This is a genomic window from Geomonas sp. Red32, from assembly GCF_023652955.1.
GTDB lineage: Bacteria > Desulfobacterota > Desulfuromonadia > Geobacterales > Geobacteraceae > Geomonas.
The window spans coordinates 645471-663219 of record NZ_JAKLOY010000001.1 but is presented as its reverse complement, the minus strand read 5'-3'; the positions used below and the strand labels follow the sequence as shown (position 1 = coordinate 663219).

The window sequence follows — 17749 nt, the reverse complement described above, 5'->3', positions numbered from 1 at the left end:
GGGACGTGATTGAGACGTCCCCTTTTTTTTGTCTATTTCACACCCAGAAGGGCGAGCAGGATGCCGCCGGAGATGGCGGTGCCGAAAACGCCGGCAAGGTTTGGCCCCATGGCATGCATGATCAGGTAGACCTGGGGATTCTCCCGGATGCCCACCATGTGGGAAACGCGGGCGGCGATGGGGACCGAGGCGATACCGGCCGAGCCGACCAGGGGGTTGACCTTCCCGCCGCTCACCACGTTCATGATCTTGGCCGCCACCACCCCGGAAGCGGTGCCGAAGATGAAGGCGACGAGGCCAAGGGCTACGATCTCCAGCGTCTTCAGGGTGAGGAACTGCTCGGCGTTCATGGTGGAGCCGATCGCCACGGTCAGCACGATGGTGATCACGTTCATGATCTCGTTGGCCGCGGTCTTGGCCAGCCGGTCGACCAGCAGGCACTCCCTGAACAGGTTCCCCAGCATGAGCATGGTGATGAGCGGCGCGATGGGGGGGAAGAAGAGGTTGACCACGATGGCGATGATGATCGGGAAGGCGATCTTTTCGAGGCGGGTGACCTGCCGCGGCTTGTCCATGATGATGTCGCGTTCCTTCTTGGTGGTCAGAAGCTTCATCACCGGGGGCTGGATCAGCGGCATGAGCGCCATGTAGGAATAGGCGGCCACCGAGATCTGGGGCAAGAGGTGCGGGGCGAGTTTCATGGTGACGAAGATGGCCATCGGACCGTCGGCGCCGCCGATGATCCCGATGGCGCCCGCCTCGGGGAGGGTGAAGCCTAAGAGCTTCGCGCCGATCAGGGCCACGAAGATCCCGAGGTGGGCGGCGGCCCCCAAGATGACCAGCCAGGGGCTCGCGATCATCGGCCCGAAGTCGGTCATGGCGCCGACCCCGAGGAAGATGAGCGGCGGCACGATGAGGAGCGCCACCCCCTGGTAGGCGTAATGGAAGAGCCCCCCCGGCTGGGTCAGGCCGGAGCCGGGAACGTTGGCGACGATGCAGGCGAAGCCGATCCCGATCAGGAGGAAGGGCTCGTACTTCTTGGCCAGGGCGAGGTAGATCATGGCGGCGCCGACCGCCATCATGACGACGTTCCCCCCAGTCAGCTGGGCGAGGCCGGTCTGGTCCTTCAGCACGTTCAACAGTCCGACGAATTGCGCAAACATAGGGACTCCGCTTATGACGGGCGCTGGCGTCAGTGGGACTTCTTCAGGGTTTCGTCGTCGACCTTCCCGAGCCTGTTGAGCAGGGGGAAAAGGGCGAGCAGGACGCCGATCCCGCCGATGATGACGAAGCTCAGCACGAAGTCGATCGCGCTGATGAGAAGGGCTCCGTTGACGTTGTCTTGAATGGGCATGGGGGACCTCTTAGCTTTCCTCGATCTGGACCAGGGGGTAGCCTTCTTCAACGGCGTCGCCTTCGCGGGCCAGCACGTCACGGACCGTGCCGGCATAGGGGGTGACCACCGGAGTCTCCATCTTCATGGCATCGAGCACGACTACCACCTGGTTCACGCTCACCACGTCTCCCCGCTTGACCAGACACTTGAAAACCAGTCCCGCCATCGGGCTGGTCACTACTCTCCCGCCGCTTTGATCGACCGGCACGGCCCGGGAGGCTGCGGCCGGCGGTGCGGGCGCCACTGGCGCGGCCGGAGCGGCCGGTGCCGCCGGTGCCGCGGTGGACACACCCGCCTGCAGCGCAACGCCCCCGGGAGCTCCCTGGTCCAGCACCTCCACCCCGACTTCGTAGCTCTTCCCTTCCAGCGTGATCCGAAGCATTTTCATGGTCATTGGACGATTCCTCTATTTTCGTGGGCGATGAGAGTGGAGATCCATGCGTCCCTGCGCAACCCAGCTCCAGTTTCTCGGCGGCAGGGCGTGGACCTTCCCGATCCGCACGGGGGCCTGCAGGACCTCGCACGCGGCGGCGGTCAGGATCGCCACCAGTTGCTGGTCGGTCAGCCCCGGGTGGATGGTCGCCGGGGCCTCCGGTTCGGTAGGCGTCGTGACCTCCGGCTCGGGCTCTTTGGGGTGGTGGCGGAAGACTTCTCCCAGGCGGGAAAAAAACTTGGGCATCGCGCTCTCCTTACAGCGGGATCAGGCCGTGTTTCTTGGGCGGGCGCGATACCCGCTTGGTGAGCGAAATCCGCAGCGACAGCGCCACCCGCGCGCGGGTCTCGGAGGGCTCGATGACGTCGGTCACCATGTCGCGGGAGGCGGCTTGGTAGGGGGTGGCGAACTTCTCCCGGTACGACTTGACGAGCTCGGCTTCCTTGGTCGGCTGGTCTTCCGCCTCCGCGATCTCCTTCTTGTAGATGATGCGGGCGGCACTCTCCGCTCCCATGACGGCGATCTCGGCAGTCGGCCAGGCGAAGACGAAATCGGCCCCCATGTCTTTCGAGCACATGGCGAGATAGGCACCGCCGTAGGCTTTCCGCAGGATGACGGTGATCTTGGGGACGGTGGCGGCCGCGTAGGCGAAGAGCATCTTGGCGCCGTGGCGGATGATCCCTCCCCGCTCCTGGGCCAGCCCCGGCATGAATCCCGGGACGTCCACCAGGTTCACGAGCGGCACGTTGAAGGCGTTGCAAAACCGGATGAAGCGGGCGGCCTTGTCGGAGCTGTCGATGTCGAGGCACCCGGCCTTGTAGGCGGGCTGGTTGGCGACGATCCCCACCACCATGCCGTAGATGCGGGCGAAGCCGACCACGATGTTGCGGGCGAAGCCGCTTTGGACCTCGAGCCACTCTCCCGGATCGACCAGGCGGGCGATGACCTGGTAGATGTCGAAGGAGGAGCGGGAATCGTCCGGGAGCAGCTCGTTGATGGCTTCGTCGGGAGCGAGGTCGATCTCGTCGGGGATCATGTGGGGCGGGTCCTGCATGTTGTTGAGCGGGAGGAAGCTTAGAAGCTGCTGGGCGATGGCGATGGCGTCGCGGTCGTCCTCGGCCACGAAATGGATGTTACCGCTCACGGTGGCATGGGCCTCGGCCGAGCCGAATTCTTCGATGGGGGCGACCTGGCCGGTGGCCTTCTTGATCACCTCGGGGCCGCAGATGAACATGCTGGAATGGGTGCGGGTCTGGATCAGGAAGTCCATGAGCGCGGGGCTGTAGGCGGCCCCCCCGGCGCAGGGTCCGGCGATGATGGCGATCTGGGGGACCACCCCGGAGGCGGCGACGTTGCGGTAGAAGACCTGGCCGTACCCGGAGAGGCTGTGGATACCCTCCTGGATGCGGGCGCCGCCGGAGTCGTTGATGCCGACGATCGGGATCCCGGTCTCGCAGGCGATGTTCATGATGTCGCAGATCTTCCGTGCATGCATGTGGCCGAGCGCGCCGCCGCCGACGGTGAAGTCCTGGCTGAAGACCGCGACCGGGCGGCCGTCGACGTTGCCGGTGCCGGTCACCACCGCGTCGCCCGGCATGAACTTGTTGACGAACCCTGGCATATGGCAGGCATGGTTGACATGCATGCCGAATTCACTGAATGAGCCGCCGTCGAATAATGTCTCGACCCGCTCGCGTGCGCTCAACCGTCCTTCCGTATGCCTCTTTTCGATCTTATCCTTGCCACCGCCAGCCAGTGCTGCCTCACGCCGCTTGCGAAGTTCATCAAGCAGTTCTCTCCTGATTGCCATGAAGTACCCCTCGAAATGACAGAAGATCGGTAGCCAGACACAACTATACTGCTAACTTCGCCAGTAACAAGCAGTGCGAATGACGGCTGGAAGGCCGCCGGTACAGTGAAATGCCGGCGGGATTAAAGCGGCCGCCGGCCAGCCCCGCCAGAAGATCGGCCAAGGGGCGGTGATAACGCTGCCCCGGCACCACATGGCGCGCCGGGGCAGCTCTTGCGGGGTTCAAGCGGGGACGGGGATGCCTTCGGTGAGATACTTCCATCCCTTGATGATCTTGAAGATCACCCAGGCATAGGTGAAGAGAAGGATGATGATGCCGAGCCCGAAGACGAAGGTGAGGGCGAGGCCGAAGAGGAAGCCGGCGAAGGATTTCCAGAAGATGGCGATCTGGTAGTCGAAATGGCTCTGATACCAGGTCCCCGCGGCACGGTCGCGGCAGTAGAAGGCGATGAAGACCCCGATCACCATGGTGAAGCCGTAAAGAAAGGAGGCGAGGTAGCAGAGATAGACGACGGTGGGCATGATCTTTTCGGAGCGCTCGATGGTGCTGACGGTGCTAAAGACGGCTCCGGTGGCGGGGTTTATCACGTAGATCTCGGTGGCGCGGTCTTCCACCGCAACGAAGTCGACCTTGAGGCCTGCGGCGGGTGCGGGTGAGGATTTCCAGTCGGTGCGGGTGAAGCGGTAGCGCGCTCCTTCGCTTCCCCTGATGATCCCTTCTTCGGCGTCGTAGCCGAGCACTACACCGTCCATGGGACCTCCCTTTGGCTTGGATTAAATTTTACAAATGATAGCATGCAGCCCCGCCAATGCCACCCCTGGCCACCCTTTGACAAGGGGGGGCTTGGTTCCAGCGGTACTTGGATGAACGTCGAAGAGGGACGAGACGCGACGATCTTTGCCACCAGGTTTCGGAGGGGATGTCGCGTTTCGTTTCCTCAACGCGACCTACGGGCTACGGGCTGCCGTTTTTGACATTTTTTATCGGAACCAGAGAAAAGTTACTTAAGATTCCGGTATCACAGGAGATTCCAGGAAAAACCCTCTGCCCGCCGGCGCAGAGGCCAGGAGCAGGGGGGGATAGGGTGGTTGCGGGTATCTAGCGGGAATAACATCATAATATGGCTTCGGCGCCGGTGCGCCTGGGGGGCGGTTTGCCCTCGCTGGAACACGAAAATGGGTACGGCTTTCGGAAACCGGCGGCCTACAGGGAGGGGGGATCCATTGACCTCGACGTATACGCGCGGCAGGGCGTTAAGCCGTATACGTGTTGGATATCGTTAGGGTTTGGGGCTAGGATTGCGCCATGGCGGCCATCACCTGCGACACCCTTTCCGGCATCACCCTCTTCGGCGGTCTCGACGGCGACGACCTCGATCGCATCGCCGCGCGCCTCGAACTTCGCACCTTTGACCCGGAAACGCTTCTCCTGGAGAGAAACCAGGCGCCATGTGAGCTCTACGTCATCCTCTCGGGGAAGGTCAGGGTGGAGCTCCTCGATCGCTCCGGACAGATCCTCAACCTCACCGAGCTCGGCCGGGGGAGCGTCATCGGAGAGCGCGCCATCATCACGGACCAGCGCCGCTCGAGCGATGTCCGCGCCATCACCGCCGTGCAGGCAGCGAGGCTTGACCGCCAAGAGTTCGAAGAGCTGCTCGATCGCGTCCCCCGCCTCTACGCCAACCTCTGCCGGATCCTCGCCACCCAGCTCGGCAGCTGGGCGCACCGCCACCAGCGGGAGGAGAGCGAGCACCGCGAGGTGATCACCAACATCATCGGATGGCAGCTCCTCCCGGAGTTCGGCGAGTTTCCCGGCGCCACCAGTTGGGTGCGCCAGCTGAACGAGCGGCTGGAGCTCCTGGCGAAAAGCCGCAGCCACGTCCTCATCCTGGGCGAGCCGGGTACCTGGAAGGACCTCGCCGCCCGCCTCATCCATTTCCACAGCGAAGACGACAGACCGGTCCTTTTCCTCGACTGCGCCGCTCCTCCACCGGTGCTCCAGGAGGTTGCCGCCGCCAGCGACTCCGGAACGGAGACCCCGACCCTGCTCGGCCTCGCGCAGGAGGCGGCCCTCTTCGGTCACGCGCCCGAAGGTTCGGCCTATGCGCGGCGGGTCCGGAGGGGGATGATCGAGCTGGCCGCCGGCGGCGACATGATCCTGCGTAACGTGGACTCCCTCACCCGTCCGGTCCAGGAGGAGCTGGTCGAATTCCTGGAGAGCGGGCAATTCACCCGGCGGGGGGAACGGAAGCTGAGGACCGCGGTGGTCCGCATTATCGCGACCAGCGGGAAGCCCCTCTCTCCCCTGGTGGAAGCGGGGAAGTTCAACCCGCTCCTCTACCGGTGGCTGGCTGGTGAGACGGTGGAACTCACCCCGCTCAGGGAGCGGAAGAAGGACGTTGCGGTCACCGCCCGGAGCCTCTTGAAATCCCTCAACGCCAAGCACCACAAGAACGTGCGCCGCCTCTCGCAGGATGCCCTCAATCTGCTGGTCGATCACGACTGGCCGCTCAACGCCACCGAGCTGTACCAGGTAGTGAGCCGGGCGGTGGTGGTCTGCAACGGCGACACCATCCAGCCGGAGGACATCTCCCTGCAGGAGCACCCTTTCGGAGATGGCCGGCTGAACCTGCTCACCCTTCCCGCCGTCGAGCGGCTCGCCAGGGACCGGCGCTTCCCGCGCCTGCTCAGGTGGGTGACGGTCCCCCTGTTCCTCACCATCGCCATCGCAACCCTCAGCGGTTCCCCGACCGGCAACGCGGCCAACCTGGCAGCGTGGACCGTAGGGTGGCCGAGCCTGGTGGTGACCGCCTTCCTGTTCGCGCGGGGGTGGTGCAGTTTCTGCCCCATGGAGGCCATCGGCGAATCCCTCGGCGTCACCAGCGGCGTGGTCCGCGACCCGGCCCCCTGGCTCAAGAAATGGGGACCCTCGGTCAGCCTGGTGGCCCTCGTCTTCATCCTGCTCTTAGAACAGGCCTCCGGGATGTTCTCCTATGCTCCGGCCACGGGACTTCTTCTTTGCGGGATACTCCTCGCCACCATTAGCGCGGACCTGGTGATAGGGCGCCGCGGCTGGTGCAAGTTTCTCTGCCCGCTGGGAAGGATCGTCAGCATGATCTCCAGGATCTCGCCGCTGGAGATGCACAGTAACCGCAACGTATGCCTGAGCCGCTGCCGGGTGGACGATTGTGTGAAAGAGAAGGGGTGCCCGATGGGGCTTCACCCGTCGGCGATCGACAGCTCCGACCACTGCGTTCTCTGCCTGGACTGTGTCAGGAGCTGCCCCCATCACTCCATGCAGCTCGATCTCCGCAATCCGGCCGCGAGCCTCTGCCACAAGTCGCGCCGGGGGGTGCGCGACGCCTTCTTCAGCGTGGTCCTGCTGGGCGCCGTGCTGGCCGCCAAGGGAACACCGCTTTTAGCCGGCAGGAAGCCGGAGGTCTTTCCTCACACCCTCTGGACCGGAGTAGACTGGCTCATCGCAGTGGCGGTCATTGCCGGATTTACCGGGCTGGCGGTCGCCGCTTCCATGGGAGTCGGGCGGTCCCGGTGGCGGCACTCCTTCGCTACCAGCGGGCTTTGCTATCTTCCGCTGGCGACCGCGGGGCTGTTCATGATCTTCTTCAGGGCTTTCGTGGAAGGGGGGGCGCGGCTGGTTCCGCTGCTCCTCGCTGCGGTGGGGCTTGACCGGGTGGTGGATCCCGCGGCGCTCACACCGGAGCTTGGGACCCTGCGGCTGGTCATCTATCCGGTCATCGTGATGGCGGGGCTCTTTTCGTGGATGGTGCTCGGGAGGCTCCAGCGTCGGGACGGGGTGGGAGAAGGCTCCCTTCGCCGGCACCGCCTGCTCATGGCGGCGGCGACGGCGGGGCTGGTCGCTATCCTGTAGCTCAACGGTTTCTTTGGGAAATTTCGGATTCGAAGTCCCCCTTTGAAAAAGGGGGATTTAGGGGGATTTTTCCTGTTACCAGCGCCACAAATCCCCCCTGTCCCCCCTTTTTCAAAGGGGGGGACCCGGTTCCGGCAACTGTCCCCGGTATCCCGCTACGACCTGTTCCGGGGAGGCGGCTATTCTGGGGTGGTGGCTAGTCGGCGGAGGCTATTCCGGTGGCTATTCCGGAGACGGGAGGGTGGGGCGGAAGACGGCCATCTCGCCCTGGATGGCACCCAGGGTGCGGTTGATCTGCTCAATCTCGCCCATGATGCGCCGAGCTTCCTGGGCGTTCACCTCCATCAGGCGGCCTACCTCGTTGATGTCGTTACGGAGCCGGTCTCCCCTGGTGATCTGTTCTACGCAGGTGCCGTTCAGCATCCTGACCTTGTCGTTGTCGTCCTGGACGCTCTTCATGTAGAGGCGGTTTCCGCGCGCCTGCTCCTCGGTGGAGTTCGCAATCCGCTTGGCCGATCCGCGCATCTGCTCGAGGCTCTTCACGATCATCCGCGCTTCGTTCTCTTCCCCGGTCACCGCGGCCGTCACCCGCTTCATCCGCTCCAGGTTCTTCTCGGCCTCTTCGGTAATGACCCGGCTTCCCGACGCCTGCTGTTCGGTGGCCCGGGCGATCTCCTGCACCATGCTGGACGCTTCGTCGGCGCTCTCCTTGATCCGCTCCAGGGCGGCGCTGGCGCTCTCCGAGACCCTGACCCCCTGGGAGACCTTCTCCTTCCCCTGGCGGGCGGCTTCTTCCGCAGCCACCGTTTCTTCCTGGATGTTCCTCACCAGATCCTCGATCTCCTCGGTGGAGGAGGCGGTCCTCTTCGCGAGCCCCCGTACCTCCTCGGCGACCACGGCGAAGGCGCGTCCCTGCTCCCCGGCCTGGGCGGCGATGATCGAGGCGTTGAGGGAGAGGAGGGCGGTCTGGGCCACCACCTCCTTGATGACGTCGAGGAAGGCGCCGACCCGCGAGGTGTGCTGGGAAAGGCGGGTGATGGCGTCGACCAGCTGGTCGCTTTTCCCCTCGATCTCTCTCATGGTGGCGATGGTGGCGGTCATGGAGCCCATCCCCTGTTCGGCCTCGCGCATGACCTTTTCGGACGAGGCAGAGGTCCGCTGGGTTCGATCGCGCACCTCGACCAGGGAATTGGAGATGGTGATGATGGAGTGGTAAGTCTGCTCGGTGGAGTCGTTAAGGTCGCGGGCGTTGGCGGTCGTTTCGCGGATGCTCCGCGCCATGCGGTCGATGGCGTTGGAGGTGTCGAGGAGGAGGGTGGAGTATTCCTGGACGTTGCGGTCGATCTCGTCGGTGGCGGAGCTCATTTCGGTCGAGATCGAGGCGCGCTGGGCGGTGCGGGCGGCGATATCCTCGATCTCGCGGATCACTTCCGAGAAGAAGTCGTTCATCTGGCCGACCGCTTCAAGCGATTGCTTGCCGCGCTTGGCCTGCCCCTCGTTGCTGCTGACCATGGCGGCGAACTCGCCGGTCAGCCTCCCGTGGCGCTGGCTGATGTCGGCGGTCAGGCGGGAGACGTTGTCCACCATGACCAGCACCTTGTTCATGAGGGCCTCGTTGCACTCCATCAACTGCTGGAGCTCGTCGCCCCCTCCGGCGGTGAGGTTGATTCCCTCCCCGGTGATGGCTTGCAGCACCGAGAGCTGGCGCTCGACGTACATCTTGAGCGCCTCGCGGATAACCCGGTAACAAAACGTCCCGACGATCAGCCCTGCCGCTACGCATCCGCAGGCGTACAGCGGGGCGAAGGCGCGGGCGCCGAAGAAGAGCCAGGAGTAAAACGGGAAGATCACTCCCATCATCAGGCCGAAACAGACCATGAACAGGTAGGTGCCGCGCAGGGTCGACAGGTATTTGCGTAGAAACATGAGGCGCCCTCGATTAATTTTGAAATCTGAATACTCTCATAATCGCCATCTTCCGTCAATGGGGTAAGCCGCAACCGGCTCAGGGATATTACAAAAAAATACTCACCAAATCGCCGGATCTGCCGACAGAAGTAAAGGGGCACCCGCTTTTTGGTGGGCGCCCCATATCTCCAGCCCGCGGGAAGCGATGACGGGCCAAAGGGAGTACCAATATGACCTCTGCGACAATCGGCTTTTACCTGGTGGGAGGGCTGGTGGGATGCATCCTCCTCATCGGCCTTTGCTATTGGTCGGTCAACTTTTTCATTAGACAATTTACCGAACACAGCTACCACCAGTTTCGCGAGCGGATCAACCGGGAGTCGGATATCGCCTTGCAGCTTTTCCGGGAGCGCCTGTGCGAGCAGATCGTCAACCAGGAGAACCGATCCGATGCGCTGGCGCGTCTGTACGCGAGCCTGATCGACATGTTGCGGTTCGGCCGGGAGCTGACCCCGAACCTCGTGAAGGGGGACGTGATGGTGGGGCAGCATAAAATGGCCCAGTTGCGGGACAGCTGCAGCACCTTTTCCGATACCTACCACAAGCAGAGCCTTCACCTCGCCGAGGATTTCTGCCACCAGGTGGAGGGCTTCTTGAAGGAGAAGGACGCCGCTCTTGAAGGTTTAGAAGGATTGGGATACGCGCGCCGCCGCGAGGACGCAGAGAATGTCCAGCGGGATGGGGAGATCAAGCAGAAATGGGCGCAGTTCGAGGACCGCGTCACCGCGGTGATGGGGCTGGTGAAGAGCGAGTTCCGCACCAAGCAGTCGGCTCCCGCCAGCATCATGATGAAGTGGTTGAGCGATTCGCCGGAAAAGGGAACCAAGGCAGGGGCAACGGCGGCTACAGGAAAACCGGGACCGGCAGTGACCACCCCGGCGGCAGCGAAATCAGGGCTGGCGGGGACCTCCGGATCGGCTGGGAGTAGCAGGAGATAGCAAGGGATATAGCAGGAGAGAGAAAGAGAGCAGAAGAGAGCAGAAGAGAGCGGGAAGAGAGCGGGAAGAGAGCGGGAAGAGAGCGGGAAGAGAGCGGGAAGAGAGCGGGAAGAGAGCGGGAAGAGAAGGGCCTTCGGCGGCGGCCGAAGGCCCTTCCTTTTTTAGACGCCGGCTTCGGTGATCCGGCCCTGGATACGGCGGTTCTGGGCCCGGCCGAGGGCGGTCTTGTTGTCGGCCACCGGGCGGGAGGAGCCGAATCCTTCGGTCTGGATCCGCGCCGGTTCCACGCCAAATTTCTCGACCAGGTACTGCTTCACGGAGAGGGCGCGCCGTTCGGAGAGCCGCTGGTTTGTCTGCTCGCTACCCACGCTGTCGGTATGCCCTTCGATCACCCCGTGCAGCTTGGGGAATTTCTGCATGGCGATGCCGATCTTGTTCAGGTTGTCCATGAATTCCGGCCTGATGTTGGCCTTGCCGGTGTCGAATTCCACCTTCATGTCGAACTGCAGCTCGGTCGGGTCGACCGCCTCGCTCGGCTGTAGCGCGCTGGCGAGCATCTCGCGCACCTCCGAGGAGGGCATCGCTTTCTCGTCGATGATGGAAAGCATGTGCTCCTCGAGACGGGCGGTCTCCGGCATGTTGTTCACCATCTCGAAGACGTCGTAGCTGTTCACCCTGTTCATCAGGGCCGGCTTCCCGCTCTCCGGATCGAGGTAGGAGGCACCGAGGCCGAAGTTGATCTTCATCCGCTGGGCCTGCTCCGCGGTCAGGTTGTTGTACTTCGCCATCAGGCCGAGCTCCCTGTCCATGACGCCGGTGAGGGAGATGTCCTTGACGGTCTCGCCGGGGGCGAGCTCCATCTGGTGGTCGAGGATGTTGTCCACGAACTTGCCGTTGTAGTAGAGCGACATCTGCTTCAACTGGAGGGTACGGTCGCTCTTGTTGGTGATGCTCATCTTGCCGTCGTTCAACGAGACCCGCAGATTCCGGTCCTCGTTCTCGTAGGCCGGGAGGAGTGATTTCACCTTGCGGGAGAGGATGTTGGATTTCAGCTCGACCGGCTTATCGCCGCTGGGGTCGATGACCGGCAGCTCCACGTTGCCGGTGAAGTCGCCGGACTTGAAGAAGATGGTCTTCTGGATCGGGACCAGCCGGTAGCCGGACTGTTCCGCCGCCAGTGAGGCCTCTTTTTGCTCAGCCAGCCGGTTCATCGCGCTCTCCTGCGCCGAAACCTCGTTGGCGTCGCTTCCCCTCTGGGCGGTGGCGTCCTCGCGGTCGAGCCTGTTGGCGGAGTGGTTCTCTTCGGCGGCCAAGGTGTTGGCGGCGTTATCCCTCTGGGCAGCAACGTTCTCGCGGTCGAGCCTGTTGGCGGAATGGTTTTCCTCGGCAGCCAAAGCGTTGGCGGCGTTTTCCCTCTGGGCCGCGGCATTCTCCCGGTCGAGCTTGTTGGCCGAACGGTTCTCCTCGGCGGCCAAAGCGTTGGCGGCGTTTTCCCTCTGGGCAGCAACGTTCTCGCGGTCCAGCCTGTTGGCTGAATGGTTTTCCTCGGCGGCCAAGGCGTTAGGGGCATTTTCCCTCTGGGCCGCGGCATTCTCCCGGTCGAGGCGGTTCGCAGAGTGGTCATCTTGGGCGACCCGGTTCCCCTCGCGGCCCGGGGGGAGGTTGGCGACCTTTTCGAGCCGGTAGTATTTGGGGAGTTCGTTGCGAAGCTTGTCCAGCAGCTTGTTCTCGTTGTGGAAGAAACCGCTGCGGTCGGTGAGTTGCAGGTTCAGCTTGTTTTCTTTGCTCAGCTCTCCGAAGACGCTGTTGACGGTAACCGGCTTGGGCTTGGGAGGCGTGTAGTCGGAGGTGGTCCTCAGTTTGCTCCCTTCGAGGTCCCAGGCGAGATGGGTCATTTTCTCCCGGCGCTCCAGGCTCCCGACCAAGTCGGCGGGGAGCTTCACCACGCCGTCGCTCGACGGGGTCAGCTCGATGCTCTCACCGTTGAAGGCCACCTTCACCTTCTCCGTGGTGGCCGGACCGGTGCTGCAGGTCTTGCTCCCCTGGTCGGGGAATTCCCGGGTGATGGTCCCTTCCCCCTTTTCCCTCCGGACCTCCTTGCGGGTGCCCCACTCCTTCTCCATGACCTCCCTGGTGAGCTTGAACCCGGACAAGATGTCGAAGAGGGGATAGATCCCCATGCTCGCCAGGGTGACCATCGGATAGTAGATGAAGGTCGTCTTCACCACTTGTCCGCTGGTGGGGCCTTTGACCTGGTACTCGGTCCTTTCGATGGCGGCATATTCCGCCTGAACCGTGTTGACGGTGCAGGTGGTGACCTCGGTGCCTGCGCTGTAGCGGTCGATCTCCTTCAGGTGGTACCGCTTGTCGGTCACCGTCTTCCCGATCACTTTACGGGAGAGCTCGTCCCCGGCCACCCGCTCGCTGGAGAGCCTCGTGCTGGTGGAACAGGCGGTGATTGAGCAGATCAAGGCTGCGGCAATGGCGACTCTGGCTGGTTTCTGGAGCATACGGTCGTCCCTCCCTCGGTAGATACCTGCACCCCCGGTTGCCGGGGGCTTATCTCAGCTTGCTGAACACGAAATCGCCGCTGTCGTGGCCGGAGTCCCGGATTACCTTGTACTCCGGAGTCTGGGCGCTCTGGCCTGCCACCGCCTCCTTGAGATGGCGGGTCATCAGCTCCTCGGCGGTGAATCGGCGCTCGAAGGGATTCCTGAGAGCCTTGAGGAAGATGTCGGCGAAGATGGAATGCCCGGTTCCGCCCGAGTCGCTCACCGGCTCGTTGCCGCCGGAGGCGATCAGGATCCGCGACCGCCGCGAGGTCAGGCGCTTCAGGTAACCCTCCCGGTTCCCCCCCTCGGCGGCCAGCGACGGCTCGAAGGCGCGGCTGATGGTGCCGGAGTAGCAGGAATCCGCCACCACCAGGACCTGGCGGGCCGGGGCGCGCTTGAGCTGGTCAGTGACCGTCTTGGCCTCCAGCCAGTTACTGGGATCCCCCTTGTCGGCATCGACCGGGAGCCAGTACGAGGTCTCGGTCTCCTTGTCGAGGAATCCGTGCCCGGCGTAGTAAACGAGGAGGCTGTCGCCCGGGTTGACCCGGTTCTTCAGGGCGTTGAGCTCCTTGATGATGGCGGCGCGGGTGGCCTTCTCGTCCAGGAGCACGGTGGTCTGGAAGCCGTATTCCTCCTCCAGCACCTTGGCGACCTCTTTGGCGTCCCCGGCGGCAGTCCGCAGTTGCGGGATCTGGCGGTAGGCGTTGATCCCGATCACCAGGGCGTACCGTTTGCCGTTTGCCGCATCGCCGGCCAAGGCGGCCACCGCGGGCGCCACCTCGTCTCCCTGCCTGCTCATGGTGAACTTCTCGAATCCCTCGTTGCCTGCGGTATCGACCGCCACCACGACGATGTCGTTGCTCCCTGGCTTGAGGAGGATATCCGCGGAGAAATCCCCCTTGTCGTTGAGGCGGGCGGCGACGCCGTTGACGGTCACCGTGGCGATCCCCTTCGGATGGGTGGCGCGGCCGGTCACCGTCAGCTTGGCTTCCCTGGTCACCACCTTGACCCCGCGGGTCACCTGAGGCGAGCTGAGGACGATAACCGGAGCGACGGGGCCGGACTCCCCCGACTGGGGAACGATCAGCAGCCTGGAGGTGGAGCGGACCGCCTCCGAGCGGGTGGCGGTGACGGCGAGGAGGATGACGACGGCCAAAAGTAGTGAGCGAAGCATCTCTTTCTCCTATTTCCCGTCCGGTGCGTCGGGGAGGAGCACCCGGAAACCGATGGTGCTGGACTTGACCGAGGGGTTAAGTTCGCTGCGTGCGCTGGTGCGGAGCTCCCCGGCCGGGCTCAGCCAGGAGCCACCGCGGAGCACCCGGTTCCTCCCGCTCTCGGGCCCCTTGGGGGCGGTTTGGGCGGCGGCCTGGTAGTCGTCCTTGAAGTCCTGGACCCATTCGGCGACGTTGCCGGAGAGGTCGTGGATGCCGTATGCGTTGGGCTTTTTCAGCCCGGCGGGGTGGACCTTCCCGCCGGAATTGGTCATCTCCCAGGCGAATTCGGAGGGACGGTTGCCGGTGCCGGGGTAGGTGGAGTGGCGCTCGCCGCCTCCTGCCGCGTATTCCCACTCCGCCTCGGTCGGGAGCCGGTACCCTTTCCCGGTCCTCTTGTTGAGCTTCTCCAGGAAGGACTGGACGTCGTTCCAGGAGACGCTCTCCACCGGGCAGTTCTTGCCGCACTGCTTGAAATAGGAGGGATTGTTCCCCATCACCGTGTGCCACTGTGCCTGGGTGACCTCGAACTTGCCGAGGTGGAAGGGGTCGAGGCAGACCTGGTGGACCGGTTTTTCGTCGCCGTCACCGTCTCCCGAGCCGTCCCCCATGGCGAAGCAGCCGCCGGGGACCGGTAGCAGGGCGATGCCGGTCCAGGGATCGGTGATCTCCCCCGCTATTCCCGGGGCGGCGGGGGCCTTGGGCGCTACCGCGTCGACGTCCCAAGTGACCTCGCCGTCGAAGCCGGCCGGCATGTCCTTGAGAAGTTCCCATTCGATCCTCTTCCCGACCCCTACCTTGACCCCTTTGCCGAGGTCCCCGCGCAGGGTGAGCCGGTCGGCGGTGTACTTCTCGCCCCCCACCTCGATGACGACCTTCACTTCCGCGTCGAGCTCGCCCGGTTTTCCGGCCAGGTCGTAGACGGCGAACGCCTTGTTCCCCTGCTGGCCGCTGCGGAGATTCTTCACTTCGGCGGCACGGACCGGCACTGCCAGAGAGAGGGCGGCCGCCGCTATCAAAAAGATCCTGGAATATGTCATAAGCTGCGCCTTCATTGACATTGGAGCCCGATGGAGACCGTCGCCTCCTGGCAAACGAAGCAGGCCCCCTTGGTGGGCTCAGTGCACTTTTTCCCGCATCCCCAGCTGGCGTTTTTCAGCCAGGAGCCGAAACAGATCTCTTTGCCCGCTTCGCAGGAAAGGGTGGTGCTCAAGGGCTCGTTGTAGTACCTGAGCCAAAAGGTGCCCCAGTAGCGGCTGGGATTCTCCTTCAGGTAGAAGTCGATCTCCGGGCTGTAGCCGTCGTCGCAGGCGTCCACGAACTCGAAGGTCATCTTGACCATCCGCCCGCGCTCGGCCGCCTGCGCGGGTGCGCCCGCAGCCAGCAGCAACAAGAGGACCAGTAGTAGAGCTGATGCTTTACCCATAGTGTGTTTTCTTCCTGGCGTGGAATGGTTCCTACAAGGGGGGCGGCGACCTACCATTAGACGGACACAATCTGCGCCACCCCTCGCCGGTGAGTTCCGGTTTTCCGGTGGGCGTGATGGGGAGCCGCCGTTTCCGGTACGAAGAGGATCCAGCTTGCTTTGATCTGTCCGGTGGTTCCTTTATCGGAAGTTCGACTCCGCGTCTTGATCCATTCTTTATCTTTCTTGACTGGCTCGAAACCTTTCACCGTGGAGGTATTGCGTACCCCCGGCGTTCCCTTGACAGTCGTTACTTCTTCGAGCCGCAAAAACTAGCATGAAGGAAATGACTATACAAGCCATTTAATGTGTCTTGTCTCAGCTCTTGTCAGGGGTCTCATGCCAGATAGTGAAGCTTCACCGGATACAGTTACGCGATGGTGCAGAATGAAGCGTGGCAGGTAGCGCGGTGCTGTCATAGACAGGAGCTTTCCTGTCAGGAGGACATACCCGTGCCGCCGGCATTCGTTGCGGGGGAATGAGTGAGCGGACGGCAGGTCGTTCGACGGCGGCGGGGAGCTTGCTTCGATGGACGAAACGGCGGAGATGTTTTTTCTTTTAATATGGTTGCCCCACCTGACGCTTTTCTGGTAATTTCTGCTAATTCTGGCAGTCATAACCTGTCGAACCGGCGGGCGGGGCTGCACTTCAATGTAGGAGGGGCTGTATGAAAGGGAAAATCGCGGTGGTCATGACCGCCCTGGTACTGTCTGCCGGATGCGCTACTACCGGGGAGAAGGTCCAGGAAGGGACCGTTGCCCCCGCTGAGAGTGTGCACCAGCAGGAAGTGAAGAGCTCGAAGGAAATGGTGCAGTCTTTTGTCGGGGCTCACGAGAACGCCAACCAGCAGACCCTGGCCGAGCTGGGCGAGATCAAGAAAGCGGCCCGCGACATCCAGGGGCAGCTCGGAGAGGTGAAGGAGACCACCCGCCAGACCCAGAGCGACGTCGCGGAGGTCAAGGCGACCGAGCGCCAGCTGCTGGAGACCGCCCAGCGCACCCTCCAGGCCATCGAGGAGACCTCCAAGCGGCAGGGGACCGGGGAAATAACCGTCTTCTACCCGATGGGCTCCGCCACCCTGGTGCCGAACTCCCTCGAATTCCAGCGCCTGGTCCAGTACGTCGATTACCTTTCCCGCGAGGCCAAGGGGCGCAAGGTCATCTTCCTCTCCATCGGGAGCGCCTCCTCGCTCGGCAACAAGAAGAAAAACCTGAGCCTCGCCAAGAAGCGGTCGGAAGCGCCGCTCGAGGTGATCGACAAGTACCTGGTCAACGTCCCCCACGAGTTCCACAAGGTGTACGGGACCGGGGACCTCTACAGCCCGAAGGGGATCACCTGGAAGGAGCACCAGCGCTACCAGAACACCCGCATCATTGCCCTCTTCGACACCGCCCAGGCTCCCGCCGTCAATCAAGAGGCGAAATAGCAGGGCTCATCCCCGGTAAACCAGGCCCCTCACCTCCGCCCGTTGCGGGGGGCGAGGGAGCTCGCCAGTTCTTCCCGCATCTTTACGCCGCACTCCGGACAGTAGCCGTGGCTGAAGAGCGCGTCGGAGTGCTGGCTTATGTAGGTCTCCAGCTGGGTCCAGTTCCCGTCGTCGCTCCTGATCTTCTTGCAGCTCATGCAGATCGGCAATAGCCCCGAAAGCACCTTGATCCGGTCCAGCGCCTCCTGCAACTCGCGGTTGGCCGCCTCGAGCTGGTTCCTTTTCTGCTGCAGCTCCAGGTGGGTCGCCACCCGCCGCCTCACCACCACCGCCTTGAACGGTTTGACGATGAAGTCGACCGCCCCCATCTCGAACCCCCTCACCTCGTCCGCCTCTTCGTGCAGCGCGGTGAGGAAGATGACCGGTATGCCGCTCAGCCGTTGGTCGCGCTTGAGCGCCTCGCAGACCTGGTAGCCGTCCATCTCCGGCATCATGATGTCCAGAAGGATCAGGTCCGGAAGGAGGACCTCCGCCAGCCGGAGCGCTTCGCTCCCCGAGGTCGCCGAAAAGATCTCGTACTCCCCCTTCAGGGTCTGATAGAGAAGCTGTAGGTTTTCGGGTGCATCGTCCACCAGGAGAAGCTTCTTGTCTGCCATCAAGT

Annotated in this window: 15 protein-coding genes; 3 read left to right on the top strand and 12 right to left on the bottom strand. The window is 63.3% G+C overall.

Going from position 1 to position 17749, the window contains the following annotated elements:
• Positions 1 to 32: 32 nt before the first annotated feature.
• The 6 genes from L4X63_RS02890 to L4X63_RS02865 all read right to left on the bottom strand — a co-directional run bounded on the left by L4X63_RS02890 (position 33) and on the right by L4X63_RS02865 (position 4392).
• Complete coding sequence (locus L4X63_RS02890) at positions 33 to 1163, bottom strand: sodium ion-translocating decarboxylase subunit beta (protein WP_250677082.1); 1131 nt, start codon at positions 1161 to 1163, stop codon at positions 33 to 35.
• A gap of 29 nt (positions 1164 to 1192) precedes the next feature.
• A complete protein-coding gene (locus L4X63_RS02885; protein ID WP_250677081.1) occupies positions 1193 to 1354 on the bottom strand; it encodes a hypothetical protein in 162 nt (53 codons plus the stop codon).
• A 10-nt stretch (positions 1355 to 1364) separates the two neighbouring features.
• Positions 1365 to 1784, bottom strand: a complete 420-nt coding sequence (locus tag L4X63_RS02880; RefSeq protein ID WP_250677080.1) for a biotin/lipoyl-containing protein — start codon at positions 1782 to 1784, stop codon at positions 1365 to 1367.
• Between the two features lie 18 nt (positions 1785 to 1802).
• Positions 1803 to 2075, bottom strand: a complete 273-nt coding sequence (locus L4X63_RS02875) for an OadG family protein (protein ID WP_250677079.1) — start codon at positions 2073 to 2075, stop codon at positions 1803 to 1805.
• 10 nt (positions 2076 to 2085) lie between these two features.
• On the bottom strand, positions 2086 to 3639 hold the full coding sequence (locus L4X63_RS02870) for an acyl-CoA carboxylase subunit beta (RefSeq protein ID WP_250677078.1): 1554 nt from the start codon (positions 3637 to 3639) through the stop codon (positions 2086 to 2088).
• 222 nt (positions 3640 to 3861) lie between these two features.
• The gene (locus tag L4X63_RS02865; protein ID WP_250677077.1) at positions 3862 to 4392 is read right to left on the bottom strand and encodes a DUF4870 family protein; all 531 of its coding nucleotides are present in this window, start codon (positions 4390 to 4392) and stop codon (positions 3862 to 3864) included.
• A 553-nt stretch (positions 4393 to 4945) separates the two neighbouring features.
• Here L4X63_RS02865 and L4X63_RS02860 point away from each other — a divergent pair.
• Positions 4946 to 7528 (top strand): sigma 54-interacting transcriptional regulator, encoded by a 2583-nt coding sequence (locus tag L4X63_RS02860; protein ID WP_250677076.1) that lies wholly within the window; start codon positions 4946 to 4948, stop codon positions 7526 to 7528.
• Between the two features lie 222 nt (positions 7529 to 7750).
• Here the strand turns inward: L4X63_RS02860 and L4X63_RS02855 are convergent, their stop codons facing one another.
• Positions 7751 to 9454 (bottom strand): methyl-accepting chemotaxis protein, encoded by a 1704-nt coding sequence (locus L4X63_RS02855; RefSeq protein WP_250677075.1) that lies wholly within the window; start codon positions 9452 to 9454, stop codon positions 7751 to 7753.
• A 212-nt stretch (positions 9455 to 9666) separates the two neighbouring features.
• On the opposite strand from L4X63_RS02855, the gene L4X63_RS02850 reads away from it, so the two are divergent.
• Complete coding sequence (locus L4X63_RS02850; protein ID WP_250677074.1) at positions 9667 to 10434, top strand: hypothetical protein; 768 nt, start codon at positions 9667 to 9669, stop codon at positions 10432 to 10434.
• Positions 10435 to 10595: 161 nt separating this feature from the next.
• Here L4X63_RS02850 and L4X63_RS02845 read toward each other — a convergent pair whose 3' ends face one another.
• The 4 genes from L4X63_RS02845 to L4X63_RS02830 are packed head-to-tail and all read right to left on the bottom strand — an operon-like array spanning position 10596 to position 15623.
• Complete coding sequence (locus tag L4X63_RS02845) at positions 10596 to 12944, bottom strand: OmpA family protein (RefSeq protein ID WP_250677073.1); 2349 nt, start codon at positions 12942 to 12944, stop codon at positions 10596 to 10598.
• Between the two features lie 49 nt (positions 12945 to 12993).
• Complete coding sequence (locus tag L4X63_RS02840; protein ID WP_250677072.1) at positions 12994 to 14160, bottom strand: caspase family protein; 1167 nt, start codon at positions 14158 to 14160, stop codon at positions 12994 to 12996.
• A gap of 9 nt (positions 14161 to 14169) precedes the next feature.
• Positions 14170 to 15237: a formylglycine-generating enzyme family protein gene (locus L4X63_RS02835; protein ID WP_250677071.1), complete on the bottom strand. Its 1068-nt coding sequence runs from the start codon at positions 15235 to 15237 to the stop codon at positions 14170 to 14172.
• A gap of 11 nt (positions 15238 to 15248) precedes the next feature.
• Entirely contained in the window at positions 15249 to 15623 is a 375-nt protein-coding gene (locus tag L4X63_RS02830) for a hypothetical protein (protein ID WP_250677070.1), read from the bottom strand.
• 706 nt (positions 15624 to 16329) lie between these two features.
• Between L4X63_RS02830 and L4X63_RS02825 the strand changes: the two genes are divergently transcribed.
• A complete protein-coding gene (locus tag L4X63_RS02825; protein WP_250677069.1) occupies positions 16330 to 17088 on the top strand; it encodes a hypothetical protein in 759 nt (252 codons plus the stop codon).
• Between the two features lie 29 nt (positions 17089 to 17117).
• On the opposite strand, the gene L4X63_RS02820 is transcribed toward L4X63_RS02825, so the two are convergent.
• Positions 17118 to 17744: a response regulator gene (locus L4X63_RS02820; protein WP_250677068.1), complete on the bottom strand. Its 627-nt coding sequence runs from the start codon at positions 17742 to 17744 to the stop codon at positions 17118 to 17120.
• Positions 17745 to 17749 lie beyond the last annotated feature (5 nt).

Bases quoted from the DNA above. Each gene is read 5' to 3' on its own strand.
- L4X63_RS02860 (WP_250677076.1), top strand. From the start codon at position 4,946: ATGGCGGCCATCACCTGCGACACCCTTTCCGGCATCACCCTCTTCGGC.
- L4X63_RS02855 (WP_250677075.1), bottom strand. From the start codon at position 9,454: ATGTTTCTACGCAAATACCTGTCGACCCTGCGCGGCACCTACCTGTTC.
- L4X63_RS02875 (WP_250677079.1), bottom strand. From the start codon at position 2,075: ATGCCCAAGTTTTTTTCCCGCCTGGGAGAAGTCTTCCGCCACCACCCC.
- L4X63_RS02840 (WP_250677072.1), bottom strand. From the start codon at position 14,160: ATGCTTCGCTCACTACTTTTGGCCGTCGTCATCCTCCTCGCCGTCACC.
- L4X63_RS02850 (WP_250677074.1), top strand. From the start codon at position 9,667: ATGACCTCTGCGACAATCGGCTTTTACCTGGTGGGAGGGCTGGTGGGA.
- L4X63_RS02830 (WP_250677070.1), bottom strand. From the start codon at position 15,623: ATGGGTAAAGCATCAGCTCTACTACTGGTCCTCTTGTTGCTGCTGGCT.
- L4X63_RS02820 (WP_250677068.1), bottom strand. From the start codon at position 17,744: ATGGCAGACAAGAAGCTTCTCCTGGTGGACGATGCACCCGAAAACCTA.
- L4X63_RS02845 (WP_250677073.1), bottom strand. From the start codon at position 12,944: ATGCTCCAGAAACCAGCCAGAGTCGCCATTGCCGCAGCCTTGATCTGC.
- L4X63_RS02825 (WP_250677069.1), top strand. From the start codon at position 16,330: ATGAAAGGGAAAATCGCGGTGGTCATGACCGCCCTGGTACTGTCTGCC.
- L4X63_RS02835 (WP_250677071.1), bottom strand. From the start codon at position 15,237: ATGACATATTCCAGGATCTTTTTGATAGCGGCGGCCGCCCTCTCTCTG.
- L4X63_RS02865 (WP_250677077.1), bottom strand. From the start codon at position 4,392: ATGGACGGTGTAGTGCTCGGCTACGACGCCGAAGAAGGGATCATCAGG.
- L4X63_RS02885 (WP_250677081.1), bottom strand. From the start codon at position 1,354: ATGCCCATTCAAGACAACGTCAACGGAGCCCTTCTCATCAGCGCGATC.
- L4X63_RS02870 (WP_250677078.1), bottom strand. From the start codon at position 3,639: ATGGCAATCAGGAGAGAACTGCTTGATGAACTTCGCAAGCGGCGTGAG.
- L4X63_RS02890 (WP_250677082.1), bottom strand. From the start codon at position 1,163: ATGTTTGCGCAATTCGTCGGACTGTTGAACGTGCTGAAGGACCAGACC.
- L4X63_RS02880 (WP_250677080.1), bottom strand. From the start codon at position 1,784: ATGAAAATGCTTCGGATCACGCTGGAAGGGAAGAGCTACGAAGTCGGG.